Origin of the sequence: Kutzneria chonburiensis (assembly GCF_028622115.1) — a bacterium.
In the GTDB taxonomy this organism is placed as follows: Bacteria; Actinomycetota; Actinomycetes; order Mycobacteriales; family Pseudonocardiaceae; genus Kutzneria; species Kutzneria chonburiensis.
The window spans coordinates 4944308-4957129 of record NZ_CP097263.1 but is presented as its reverse complement, the minus strand read 5'-3'; the positions used below and the strand labels follow the sequence as shown (position 1 = coordinate 4957129).

Sequence of the window (12822 nt, the reverse complement as noted above, 5' to 3'; positions counted from 1 at the left end):
ATGCGCTGTGCCGTCCTCGACGACTTCCAGCGGGTGGCGACCACCGCGGCCGACTGGTCGCCGATCGCCGACCGCGTCGACGTGACCATCTTCGACCAGCACCTCAGTGACCCGGAGCTGGCCGAGGCGTTGGCCGACTTCGACATCGTCGTCACGCTGCGCGAACGCGTCCCGTTTTCGAAAGCGCTCATCCAAAAGTTGCCTAAGCTCAAGCTGCTGATCGCCTCCGGCATGCGCAACTCGGTGATCGACTACGCGGCCGCCGAGGAGCAGGGGATCACGGTCTGCGGCACGGCCAGCTCCTCGACCCCGCCGGTCGAGCTGACCTGGGCGCTGCTGCTCGGCCTGGCCCGTGGCCTCGTCACGGAGAGCAATGCCTTGCGCGGCAACGGTCCCTGGCAGCAGACGGTCGGGGCCGACCTGCACGGCAAGACCCTCGGCCTGCTCGGCCTCGGCAAGATCGGCAGCCGCGTCGCCGCGGTCGGTCTGGCCTTCGGCATGAAAGTCGTGGCCTGGAGCCCGAACCTGACCAAGGAGCGCGCCGCCGAGCACGGCGTCGAACTCGTCGCCAAGGCAGACCTGTTGGCCGACAGCGACTTCGTCTCCATCCACCTGGCACTGGGCGACCGCTCGCGAAACCTCATCGGTGCCGGCGAACTAGCCGCGATGAAGCCGACCGCGTACCTGGTCAACACCTCCCGTGCGGCCATCGTCGACCAGGACGCGCTCGTCAATGCCTTGAACGACAACCGAATCGCCGGGGCCGGCGTCGACGTCTTCGACGTCGAGCCGCTGCCGGCCGACCACCCGATGCGCACGGCGAGCAACCTGCTGGCCACGCCGCACCTCGGCTACGTGTCACAAGACAACTACCGGCGCTACTACGGCGAAGCCGTCGAGGACATCCAGGCTTTCCTCGCCGGATCCCCCGTTCGCCGTCTGCCCTGACCAACAAAGGAGAGCACAGCAGTGGACCGCATGATGAAGCTCGGGGCCTTCCTGCCGGCGCCCGGACACCACGTCGCCGCCTGGCGCCACCCCAACGCCTACCCGCAGGGCTGCCTGGACTTCGACTACTACCGCAGGCTGGCGCAGACCGCCGAGCGCGGCAAGTTCGACATGATCTTCCTGTCCGACGGGGCCGGCGTGCGCACGCACTACCGCAACGCCGAGGAGCTCAGCCGGCAGGGCCGCATGGTCCACTTCGAGCCGCTGACCCTGCTGTCCGCGCTGGCCGTGCACACCACCAACATCGGCCTCGCCGCCACCGCCTCCACCAGCTACAACGAGCCGTTCAACGTGGCGCGGAAGTTCGCCTCGCTGGACCACCTGTCGCATGGCCGCGCCGGCTGGAACGTCGTCACCTCCGCGACCGACGCCGAGGCCCGCAACTTCAACCTGGAGCAGCAGGCCGCGCACGCCGACCGCTACCGCCGCTCGCGCGAGTTCATCGAGGTCGTCGCCGGTCTCTGGGACAGCTGGGAGGACGACGCCTTCACGTACGACAAGGAGAGCGGCCGTTTCTTCGACCCGGACAAGCTGCACATCCTGGGGCACAAGGGAGAGCACTTCTCGGTGCGCGGCCCGCTCAACGTGGCCCGCCCGCCGCAGGGCCACCCGGTGATCGTGCAGGCCGGGTCATCGCCGGACGGGCAGGCCTTCGCCGCGCAGTGGGCGGAAGTCGTCTTCACCGTGCAGCAGACGCTGGAGCAGGCCCAGGACTACTACCGCGGCATGCGCAAGCAGATCGCCGACGCCGGCCGCGACCCCGAGCACGTCAAGATCCTGCCCGGCGCGTTCATCGTCATCGGGCGCACCCAGGCCGAGGCCGAGGACAAGTACGAGACGCTGCAAGACCTGGTGGATCCGGTGTTGGGCCTGAGCCTGCTCACCGCGCAGCTCGGCGACATCGACCTGTCCGGCTACCCGCTGGACGAGCCGCTGCCCGAGCTGCCGCCGACCGAGGGCAGCACCAGCAAGCAGCAGATGATCTACCAGCAGGCCAAGCGGGAGGGCCTGACCCTGCGCGAGCTGTACAAGTCCGTGTCGGCCGGCCGCGGCCACCGCCGGCTGATCGGCACCGCCGAGACCATCGCCGACGACCTGGAGGAGTGGTTCCTCAACGAGGCCGCCGACGGCTTCAACATCATGCCCGACTACCTGCCCGACGGCCTCGACGACATCGTCGAGCTGCTGGTGCCCGAGTTGCAGCGCCGTGGCCTGGTCCGCACCGAGTACGACGGCCGGACGCTGCGGGACAACCTGGGCCTGCCGCGGCCGGCCTTCGCGCGATGACCGTCGACGGCCACACCCTGCGCCGCGTCCTGCGCTCGCACGCCTCCGGGGTCGCGGTGCTGACCGCGCCCGGGCCGGTCGGGGTCACCGTCACGTCGTTCACCTCGCTCAGCGCCGACCCGCCGCTGGTGTCGTTCGCGCTGGCCGAGACCTCGTCCACCTGGGGCCGGGTGGCCGACGCCGAGTGGTTCGGCATCCAGGTGCTGGCCGCGGACCAGGTCGAGGTGGCCGAGCGGTTCGCCGCCAAGGGCGTCGACCGGTTCGGGCCGCCGACCCGCTGGCGGCCCGGCCCGCACGGCGTTCCGCTGCTGGACGGCTGCCTGGCCTGGCTCGTCTGCTCCCGGCACGGCGTGTTCCGGCTCGGCGACCACCACCTGGTGGTCGGCGCGGTCGAGCACGCGGAGTCCGGCGAGCCCGGCGACGGCCTGGTCCACGTGCACGGCACCGTGCGCCCCTCCCACGCAAGGATCTGATCATGCCCAAGGTGCTTCTGCTGTCCCGGCAGCCGCTGTCCAAGCGGCCGCTGCAGGACTGGCTGGACGACACGTCGTCGGTCGTCCTGTTCACCACGCCCAAGGCGGTGGCCGGGTCGGAGGCCGAGCTGGCCGAGCACTTCCCGCGGCACCGGCTGGTCGAGGACTACCACGGCTGGTCGGCGCTGCGGGCCGCCGAGTCGGCCGCCCGCGCGCACGGCGTGGAGCTGGTGGCCAGCACCAGTGAGCACGACGTGCTGCGGGCGGCCCGGCTGCGGGAGCGGCTGGGCGTGCCCGGGCAGGGCGTCGCGTCCGCGTTGGCCCATCGGGACAAGGTCGTGATGAAGCGGTTCGCGGTCGAGGCCGGGGTGCCGGTGCCGGCCTTCGTCGCCATCGATGACCCGCTCGATCTGCTCGATTTCGTTGAAGCGCATGGCTTTCCCGTAGTGGTCAAGCCGCGCGACGGTGCCGGCGCCTCGGGCGTGAGCGTGCTGTCTTGCGACGATGATCTTGACGAGTTCCTTGGCCGGCAAGGGGATGTGCCGCACCTGCCCGGGCAGTGGATGGCGGAGTCCTTCGTGCGCGGGGACTTCTTCCACGTGGACGGGGTCATGGTCGACGGCCGGATCCTGCATGGCTGGCCGTCGCAGTACAACGGTGGCGTGGCCGAGCGGGTCCGCGACTCGACGTGCTTGAGCAGTGTTCTACTGGCTCCCGAGGACCCGCGAAATACGCTGCTCATGGGGTTGACCGCGGACGTCATCGCGGCGCTGCCCCGCTGCGAGGAACCGTTGGTGTTTCACCTGGAGGCGTGGATCCGGGCCGACGGCCAGCCGGTGTTCTGCGAGATCGCCAGCCGTTCCGGCGGGGCGCTGGTCGCGGAGACGTACGAGCGGGCCTTCGGTGTGCACCTGGCCAAGGAGGGGTTGCGCGTGCAGTGTGGCGACGACCTCACCCTGACGGAGCAGCCGGCCGCGCCGCGATCGGCCTACGGCTGGATTCTGGTGCCGCCCGGTCACGGCAAGCTGGTCGGGCCTTCGGAATCCTGCCCGATTCCGGGCGTGGAGATCGTCACGCAGCTGGCCGCCGGCACGGAGCGTGACGGCCTGGCCCATGCCACCGACGCCGCCCTCGGCGCGACTGTCTTCGGCGACACGCCCGATCAGGTGGACAAGCGGATGACCCAGTTGGTGGACTGGTGGCGGCTGAACACGAGCTGGGTGGGGGAGTCGTGACAACGGAGCATGTTCTCGTCGTCGGCACGGGCCGGGAGTTCCCGGCCCGCTTCCGCGAAACCGGTGCCGAGACCTCGGTGATCGTGCGGGTCGAGTCGCTGCACAAGGTGCGCGAGCCGGCCTTGAATCGGCGAGTCATCGGCGTGCGGGCGGATGCACCCGATGAGGAGTGGGTGGCCCTGGCCGCGGCGGCGCACGCCGTGCATCCGTTCACTCGCATCGCGACCGTGGGTGAGCGGGAGCAGGACCGCTGCGCGGCGATCGGGGCGGCGCTGGAGTTATACACGCACAGTGTGGAGACCGTGGCGTTGGTGCACGACAAGCTGCGCATGCGCGAGAAGTTGGCCGATCTTGGCGTCGACTCGACGGCTTTTGTCTTTGCTGACGCCGAAAGTGACGTGCTGGCCTTCTTCCGGGCTAATGGACCCTGTGTGGTGAAGCCGATCGAGGGCGCCGGCAGTGCCGGGGTGGCGCTGGTTCGTGCTGCCGAGGACGTTCCGGCGGCGTGGGTGCGGGCCAGCGGTTCGCACGAGGGCATTCCGGCGGCCGGCGTGATCGTCGAGCAGTTCCATGACGGGGACCAGTACAGCGTCGAGGGGTTCGCCGAGGCCGGCGAGCACGTGACCGTGTCGGTGACGCGGAAGTATTCCGATCCGTTGACCTTCGTCGAGCTCGGACACGTCGCCCCGGCGCCGCTGACGGCTGCGGAGCGCTCGGCTATCGAGGAGTACACGAACCGTGTGCTGGCCGCCCTCGGCGTCGAATTCGGTCCCACGCACACGGAAATCGTGCTGGGCGCTGACGGTCCTCGACTGATCGAGACCCACGTTCGCTTCGGCGGGGACGACATTCCCTCGCTGACCCTGGATGTCACCGGCGTCGACCTGGCGGATTGTGTTGTGCGGCAGACACTCGGCGAGAAGGTGCTGCCGTCGATCCGTTCTTCGTCCGGGCAGGGCAGTTCGGCGATCTGGTTCGCCGCGTTGGCCGGATCCGGTGTCCTGGAGAGCGTTTCCGGGCAGGACGAGGCTTCGGCGGTCGAGGGCGTGACCTCTGTGCAGCTGCTGGCCAAGCCCGGCGCTGTGTTGGACGGGCTGGCGTCGTCGGAGTCCCGGGTCGCGCAGGTGCGAGCCGTCGCGGATAGGCCAGCTGATGCCGTTGCGGCGGCGCGGGAAGGCGTGCGGCGGCTGGGATTCCTGGTGCGGGCCAAGGCCCACGACGGCGCGACCGTCTGAAGGGGGAGACTTTCGTGTTGAGCCGTTTTCTGCTGCCGCCGGGCCCGGTCCGGCTGTTCAGCATCCTCAGTGGGATCATGACGCTGGGGCAGGGGCTGTGGATGGCGCTCAACGCGATCTACGCGGTGACCGTCGTGCACCTCAGCCCGGCCCAGCTCGGCATCAGCGCCACCGTGGCCGCCGGGATCGTGCTGCTGTTCAGCATTCCGTTGGGGCACCTGGCCGACCGGCTGGGTCCACGGGGCGTGCAGATGTGGTCTTTCCTCCTGTTGGCCCCGCTGACCGCCGGCTTGTTGTTCGTCACCGGGTTCTGGAGCTACCTGGTGGTGGTGTCCGTGCAGGGCATCGCGTACCGGGCCGGTCGCAGCGCGCGGAAGGCCATGATCGCCGGTCTCGTCCCGTCCGGCGAACGCGTGAAGGTGTTGGCCTACATCCGTTCGGCGTGCAATGTCGGCGTGTCGATCGGCGCCATGATCGCCGGCCTTGTCCTGGCCTCGCAGTCTTTGCCGGCCTATCACGGAGCTGTCCTGCTGACCGCCGCGTGCTTCCTGGTCACGGGCTTGTTGACGGCCAAGGAGCCCAAGGTGCCGCCGGTGCCGCCCAAGCCTGGGCCGACCTTCGGCGTGCTGCGCGATCTGCCGTTCCTGAGCTTCACCGTCTTCGACGGCTTGCTGTCCACGCACTCCGTGCTGCTGGACGTGGTGCTGCCGCTGTGGGTGTTGAACCACACCAACGCCCCCAAGTGGATGAGCGCCGTGATCCTCTTGACCAACACGATTCTCGTTGTGCTGGTGCAGACTCGCGCCGCCCGCGGCACCGACACCCCGGCCAGGTCCGCCCGCGCCAGCCTCCAGGGCGCCGGTTGCGTCGCCGCCGCCTGCGTCATCTTCGCCTTCAGCAGCGGCGCCGACGTCTGGCTGGCCTGTCTGCTGCTCGTCGCCGGCGGTGTCGCCCATGCCTTGGGCGAGGTCCGGCAGGCCGCCGGCAGTTGGGGCATCGCCTTCGAGCTGGCCCCCGATCACGCCATGGGGCAGTACCAGGGCACCCATGCCATGGGCCAGGACATCGGCCAGATGATCGCCCCGGCCATCTTCACCTCGTTGACCCTGGTCTTGGGCGTGCCCGGATGGTTCGTGTTGGCCGCGGCTTTCGTCGCGCTGGGTGCGGCCATGCCCCCGATCGTCGCGCTGGCCACCCGCAAACGCGGTTCGGAGGCAGTCGCGGCTCCGGCTTAGCCGGCTCGGCAGCGGCCCGGCACTTCGCCTGCCGGGCCTCCCGGCCGCTCAGCCCGGCTGTCAGGCCCGGTTGCTCGGCCTGCCTGCCGGGGCCTCCCCGGCCGCTCGGCCCGGCTGTTCGGCCGGCCTGGTCGTTCGCCAGGCCGGCCGCCTCTCTTCAGCCCACGAAGCCGTTGTCCGCCAACGTTTTGTCGATGCGGGCCCGGTGCGCCTGCTCCCAGTCGTCCAGGGTCTCGGCGGCTTCCTTGGCCAGCTTGGCCTGCGCCTGCGCGAGGACCTCGTCCTGCCGGTCGCCCGGCACCACGACGACACCTTCCTCGTCGGCCACCACGATGTCGCCGGGGTTGATCCGCACGCCGCCGACGGTGACCTGGCCGCCCAGCGGCCGGACCTCCTTCTTGGTGCCCGGAATCGGGATGACGCCCCGGCCGAACACCGGGAAGCCGTCCTCGCGGACCTCGCCGAGGTCGCGGATCAGGCCGTCGACCACGAACGCGGCGACGCCGCGGCGGTGCGCGACCGCGCACACGTTGCCGCCGGCCAGCGCGTAGTCCAGGTCGCCGGACTCCACCACGATCACCGAACCCGGCTCGGCGCGGTAGATCGCGGCGTGCAGCATGAGGTTGTCGCCGGGCGCGCACTTCACCGTGAACGCCGGACCGGCCACCCGCGGCGCACCCGTCCACAGTGGACGGATGCCGATGTCCATCACCTGCTGGCGACCGAGGATGTCGGCCAGGGTGGTCGGCGGGACGTCCTTGAAGCTCATACCGTTCCTTTCAGGTCCTTCTCCGGGCTGTAGAAATGCTGGTTCCAACTGGCGCCGCCGTCGTCGGTGGACAGCACGGTGCCCTCGTCGCCGACGATCCACAACCGGTCCGGCGACAGCACGGCGACATCCCACAACGACATGCCCGATCCTGTCACGCCGACCTGCCAGGTGTCGCCACCGTCGCGGGTGATGGCCACGACGTCGCTGCGGCCGACCGCGCAGCCGGTGCGGCCGTCGGCCGAGAAGTGCACGGTGACGAAGTTCTGCGTGGTGCCGCTCTCGTGGCCGCGCCAGGTCCGGCCGCCGTCGGTGGTGCTGACGATCGTGCCGCCGTCGCCCACGGCCCAGACCTTGTTGCTGTCCATGACATGCACGCCGAGCAGGTCGTCCACGGTGCCGCTGTGCTGGTGGGTCCAGGTCCGGCCGCCGTCCGTGGTGGCCAGGATCTTGCCCCGCTCACCGGTCGTCCACCCGGTCGTGTCATCGGCGAAACCGATCTCCCACAACGGGATGTCGGCCATGCCGGTGGTCGGTTGATGGACCCAGGTGTTGCCGCCGTCGCCGGTGTGCACGATCGTGCCGCAGTCGCCGACCGCCCACGCTCGGCGCGCGTCGGGACGGGCGTGCACCGACAGCAGATCCCTGGTGGAGCCGCTCTGCTGCGGCTGCCAGGTCCGGCCGGCGTCCTCGGTGGTCATGATCGTGCCGCCGCGGCCGATGGTCCATCCCTTGCGGCCGTTGGGCATCGCGATGCGGTACTGGTTGCGGGTGGTGTTGCTGCGCTGGTGATGCCAGCGGCCGCCGCGGCGCGAGGCCAGGACCGTGCCGCCGTCGCCGACCACCCAGCCGTTGTTCGTGGCCGGGTCGATCAGCACGCCGTAGAGGTTCTTGCCGGTGCTTTCCACCCGTGCGGCCCAGTTCTCGCCGTCGGTCGTAGCGATGATCTGGCCGCCGTCACCGACCGCCGTGGCCTTGCCGGCACCGGCCCAGACGTCTTTGAGGGCACCGGAAACCGTGCTGTCCTGGGGCTGCCAGAGCTCGCCGTCCCGGGTGGCCAGGATCGTGCCGCCGTCGCCGACCGCCCAGCCGTTCCGGCCGTCGAATGCAATTCCCCAAAGGGCGTTTTCAGTGCCGCTCTTCTGTTGCTGCCAGGTGGTTCCGCCGTCTTGCGTGGCCAGGATCGTGCCGTTTCGGCCGACGATGTAGGCCGTATTGTCGTCCAGGGCGCATACGTTGGTCAGGTTTACATCGACCGGTGATTCCTGGCTGTGCCAGGTGTTTCCGTCCTCGGTGACGAGAATCGTGCCGTCGGCCCCGACCGCCCAGCCCTTCTTGTGGACGAACGTGACCGCCCACAGGTGACGGTCGGTGCCGCTGTCCTGCCGCGTCCACGTGCCGCCGTCCTTGACCAGGATCGTGCCGTTGGCACCTACGGCCCGTCCCGAGTGGATGCTGTAGAGGTGTTCGGTGGTGCCGCTGTCTTCGCGCCGCCAGGTCTGGCCGCCGTCTTCGGTGACGACGATCGTGCCGTTCGCACCGACCGCGTTGTCCTGGTGCACGGCCCACAGCAGCTCGTCGACGCCGATGTGCCCGCCACGCCAGGTCGTGCCGCCGTCCGTGCTGAGTACGACCGTGCCGCTTTGTCCGACCACCCAGCGGTTCTCGCCCGTGCCGTGGATGCCGACAAGATCCATGTACGTGCCGTCCAGCTGCGGCCGCCACGTCTCGCCGCCGTCCGGCGTGCCCAGGATCAGGCCGTCATCGCCGGCCGCCCAGCCGTTCTCGGCGTTGCGGTCGAAGGACAGCGACACGACATCCTTGCCCGTGCCGCTGTTCTGCGGGGCCCAGGTCCTGCCGCCGTCGTCCGAGGCGAAGATGTAGCCGTCGTCACCGGAGGCCCTGATCTTGCCGCCGTCCGGCGACACCCACAGGCCGTAGATGTCCAGTTCCGTGTCGGCGTCGACCTTCGTCCAGGTCGCCCCGCCGTCCTCGGTGTGCAGCAGCGTGCCTTTGCGGCCGCTGGCCCAGACCTCGTCCTTGGAGATCGCGTAGATGCCCCTGACGTCGTTCTCCACGCCCGTCGGCTGGATCCGCCAGGTCTCGCCGCCGTCCGTGGTCGCGAGGATCCGGCCCCGCATGCCCACCACCCAGGCCGTGTCGTCGTCCAGCGCGTAGCATCGGGACAGGTGCGTGTCGTCGATCCCGTCCTGCCGGCCCCAGGTCCGGCCGCCGTCCGTCGTGACCAGGATCGTGCCGCTGTCGCCCACCGCCCAGCCCGTCCGGCCCTCCGGTGCGACCGCGATGCCGTACAGGTTCCGATCCGTCCCCGATGCGCAGATTTCCCAGGTGCTGCCACCGTCCTCGGTCCGCAGGATCGTCCCGTCCCGACCCGCCACCCAGCCCCGCTCCGTGTCCACGAAGCTCACCGCGCGCAGGTCCTTCTCGGTCTCTCCCTGCGGCAGCCACGTCCCTCCCGCATCGGTCGTCATGAGGATCATGCCGCCGTCGCCCACCGCCCAGCCGCACCGGTCGTTCACCAGCGCCACGCCTTGCAGGTTCACGCTGCGCGGGGCAATGCTGCACATCATCCGCCGACTCCCCCTCGTCGATCCCACCCGTGCGCAGGCTAGCACCGACATCCGCGCCACAGAGGCTCTCGAGCAAGGCAGTCACGGTCCCCCGAGTGACCTTCCAGGCGGCCCTGAGCGAGGAAACCTCATGACCAATGCGAGGATCATTCACCGCGAAGTTTCGGCGTAGATGGCGAATTCTACCCGGTGGGTATGTGTGAATGCGCGGGAGGGTCGGTATCGGCCGAAGAAATCGATCAATTACGCTTCCGGTCGCGGCCTTCGGGGGCGTCCGGCTTTGGTGACCCTCGGACAGAGAGGAAGTGGGAACGCAATGGCCGACCTCGGCGACGAAAACGGCGGCTGATTCACTGGTCCGCGGTCTGAAAGGGCCTTCCCTGGCGTGTCGCGGGGTAGGCCCCTTTCTTCAGTTCCAGCTGCAGACCGATCGCGTGATTGGGCGGCACGTCGTGGGCCTCGATCACATGGGTCGGGCGCCCCTCGACATCCGTTCCCGACTTCAGTGTGACGCCCTCCTGGAAGCCGATCGGATCGCTGTAGGTGTCGGCTCCCTTGGGCAGCACGATCTTGTACCGAGCCTGTGTGAGCAGGTGACTCAGAGTCAGCGTGTACCGATCGCATTCACCGCGAATCAAGGGTCGGCACTTTCCGGGCCACGCCACCTCGAGCTGGAGGTATATGTCGTTGCCCGCTTCCAGTGTCGACGGAAACTGGACGATGACCACGAAGCGGCCGTTGGGGAACCAGACGACCGTCCGGTCCAGCCTGGTGCCCGGGACGTCGTCCACTAGCAGGGTCCGCACCTCCACGTGCACCTTGCGCTGGTACTTGGCCGGCTGCGGCCAACCACAGCCGAACCACAGGTAGAAAGCCTGGACGCCGGTCCTCTCCGCTCTCGCCCGCACCTTCATGGTGTCGACCGCATCGCCATTGGCGGCGACGACGATCGTCTTGTCCCACGAGGTGATGTGGTAGCCCGGAGTCCTGCCGTGCAACGCGTGGGCATAGTCGAAGATGAGTCGCTGGTCGGCCCGGATCCGGCGCTGGAGCGAACGTCGGTCGGCCAGCAGTACGAGCCCACCGCCCAGCACCAGAAGCATGATCGCGACGATCGCGCCGGCCCTGATTGCGATATCTCCGAGGATCGCGCCGCAGAGTGCCGCGAACGAAAGTAATCCGACGACGGCCCTGGCGAGGCCGGACGGTCCCTCGCCGGCGAGGTAATCGTCGAGCCAGTCGATGAAACTGCGCAGCACCGTGCTTTCCCCTTACCTCGCGCGAAGAGCGGACGGCCGTAAGTGACCAGTCAACGGTAGCGAGGAAAGCGGTGGGGGTGGAGGCGAGTTGCTCGGCCGGACGGGTGACCCCTAGGCGAGAAAGCCGCCATCGACGGCCAAGTGCGCGCCGGTGATGTACGACGCCTCGTCCGACAAAAGGAATGCCACTGCTGCGGCGATCTCCGTGCCGGTCCCGATTCGCCCGATGGGGACGCCACGGTCGGCCACTCGCTGCGCGCCCTCGGGGTCGGCGGCGGTCATCTCCGACTCGATGATCCCGGGCTGCAATTCGTTGACCCGGATGCCCTGCGCCGCGTACTCCTTCGCGGCGGACCGGGTCAGGCCGCGAATCCCGTGCTTGGCCGTCGAATACTGGACGGCCGGGCCGCCGAGGTCGGCGAACACGCTGGAGATGTTGACGATCGACCCGCCGCCGCGGGCCAGCATTGCCGGAATCTGGTACCGCATCCCGTAGAACAGGCCGTCGAGGTTGATGTCGAGTACCCGCCGCCACTCGTCGACGGGCAGCTCGCCGGTCGGGACCTGTTTCCCGGCCACGCCGGCATTGTTGACCGCCCAGTCCAACCCGCCGAAGCGATCGACGGTCTGCGCGACGGCCCGTTCCATCTCCTCGGGCCGTCCGACATCGGCCGGCACGGCCAGCGCGCGGCCGCCCGACTTCTCAATCTCCGCAACGACTTCGTCGAGTTTGCCTGCTCGCCGTCCGACAACGGCGACCGCGGCCCCGCGCTGGGCCAACAGAATCGCGGTCGCGCGGCCCATGCCGCTGCCCGCACCGGTCACCAAGGCCACTGTGCTCATTGCTGTGCTCCAAACGGGAGTTCCACCGGGTGCTCCTGGTCGAAGTCGGCCGACCGGCTCACCGCCGCCCACGCCTCGGCCTCCGCGAGCTGCCCACGTGAATACGCCTGCGCGCTCGTCACGGCCCCGGCCCCGAGCAGCAGATGCGATGGCAGCTCCGGGTTCTTCACCACCCGCACCAGGATTTCCCCGGCCCGGCGGGGATCCCCGGCCGACAGCTCGGGCCGGTCGAGGCCGCCGGCCATCGCGCCGACGGTCGCCGCGTACTCGGGGGCGATGTCGTGAACCGCCATGGACGCGCCGGCCCAGTCGGTGGCGAACCCGGCCGGCTCCACCACGAGAAAGCGAACCCCAAGGGGCGCAAGCTCAGTGGCCAGCACCCGGGTGAAACCGTCCACCGCGAACTTCGCCGCCTGGTACGACCCGAGCCCCGGCGTCCCGCCGACCCGGCCGCCGATCGACGAGAACTGCACGATCGTGCCCGCGCCCTGGGTCTTCAGCACCGGGATCGCCGCGGTGGAAACGTTGTACACGCCCCAGAAGTTGGTGTCGAACTGCCGCCGGAAGTCCTCTTCGGACGCCGTCTCCACCGGCGCGATGTTCGCGTAGCCGGCGTTGTTGACCACGACGTCGACCCGGCCGAACCGGGCGACCGTCGCATCGAGGGCGGCCACCGCCGCGGCCCGGTCGGTCACGTCCAGGGCCAGCGGCAGGACGCGGTCCCCGTACTTCTGCACGAGATCGTCGAGCTGTTCCGGCCGCCGCGCGGTGGCGGCGACCTGGTCGCCGGCCTCCAGTGCGGCGATCACGAGCTGGCGGCCGAAGCCCCGGGACGATCCGGTGATGAACCATGTCTGTGTCATGTAGTTAGTACAACGCCGTTGCGT

At 69.5% G+C, this 12822-nt stretch carries 11 protein-coding genes; 6 read left to right on the top strand and 5 right to left on the bottom strand.

From position 1 onward, the window contains the following. Genes M3Q35_RS22210 through M3Q35_RS22185 form a run of 6 tightly spaced genes read left to right on the top strand, consistent with a single transcriptional unit; the run spans position 1 to position 6473 of the window. A complete protein-coding gene (locus M3Q35_RS22210) occupies positions 1–948 on the top strand; it encodes a D-2-hydroxyacid dehydrogenase family protein (protein WP_273943886.1) in 948 nt (315 codons plus the stop codon). Between the two features lie 30 nt (positions 949–978). Continuing rightward, positions 979–2295, top strand: a complete 1317-nt coding sequence (locus M3Q35_RS22205; RefSeq protein WP_273944421.1) for an LLM class flavin-dependent oxidoreductase — start codon at positions 979–981, stop codon at positions 2293–2295. After that, positions 2292–2768: a flavin reductase family protein gene (locus M3Q35_RS22200; protein ID WP_273943885.1), complete on the top strand. Its 477-nt coding sequence runs from the start codon at positions 2292–2294 to the stop codon at positions 2766–2768. The genes M3Q35_RS22205 and M3Q35_RS22200 overlap by 4 nt, the downstream gene beginning before the upstream one ends. Before the next feature lie 2 nt (positions 2769–2770). Continuing rightward, positions 2771–4003: an ATP-grasp domain-containing protein gene (locus M3Q35_RS22195; protein ID WP_273943884.1), complete on the top strand. Its 1233-nt coding sequence runs from the start codon at positions 2771–2773 to the stop codon at positions 4001–4003. Then, a complete protein-coding gene (locus M3Q35_RS22190; RefSeq protein WP_273943883.1) occupies positions 4000–5238 on the top strand; it encodes an ATP-grasp domain-containing protein in 1239 nt (412 codons plus the stop codon). The genes M3Q35_RS22195 and M3Q35_RS22190 overlap by 4 nt, the downstream gene beginning before the upstream one ends. 14 nt (positions 5239–5252) lie before the next feature. Next, positions 5253–6473 carry an MFS transporter gene (locus M3Q35_RS22185; protein ID WP_273943882.1) on the top strand — a complete coding sequence of 407 codons (1221 nt, stop codon included), beginning with the start codon at positions 5253–5255 and terminating at the stop codon, positions 6471–6473. 157 nt (positions 6474–6630) lie between these two features. On the opposite strand, the gene M3Q35_RS22180 is transcribed toward M3Q35_RS22185, so the two are convergent. From M3Q35_RS22180 to M3Q35_RS22160, 5 genes are all read right to left on the bottom strand, one after another. Next, positions 6631–7242, bottom strand: coding sequence for an RraA family protein (locus M3Q35_RS22180; protein ID WP_273943880.1), 612 nt, complete (start codon positions 7240–7242; stop codon positions 6631–6633). Further along, positions 7239–9833: a YCF48-related protein gene (locus M3Q35_RS22175; RefSeq protein WP_273943879.1), complete on the bottom strand. Its 2595-nt coding sequence runs from the start codon at positions 9831–9833 to the stop codon at positions 7239–7241. Before M3Q35_RS22175 ends, M3Q35_RS22180 begins: the two co-directional genes overlap by 4 nt. Positions 9834–10183: 350 nt before the next feature. Beyond that, on the bottom strand, positions 10184–11092 hold the full coding sequence (locus M3Q35_RS22170; protein WP_273943878.1) for a hypothetical protein: 909 nt from the start codon (positions 11090–11092) through the stop codon (positions 10184–10186). Between the two features lie 111 nt (positions 11093–11203). Beyond that, positions 11204–11935, bottom strand: a complete 732-nt coding sequence (locus M3Q35_RS22165; protein WP_273943877.1) for an SDR family NAD(P)-dependent oxidoreductase — start codon at positions 11933–11935, stop codon at positions 11204–11206. Beyond that, on the bottom strand, positions 11932–12798 hold the full coding sequence (locus M3Q35_RS22160) for an SDR family NAD(P)-dependent oxidoreductase (RefSeq protein ID WP_273943876.1): 867 nt from the start codon (positions 12796–12798) through the stop codon (positions 11932–11934). Before M3Q35_RS22160 ends, M3Q35_RS22165 begins: the two co-directional genes overlap by 4 nt. Positions 12799–12822: the final 24 nt, after the last annotated feature.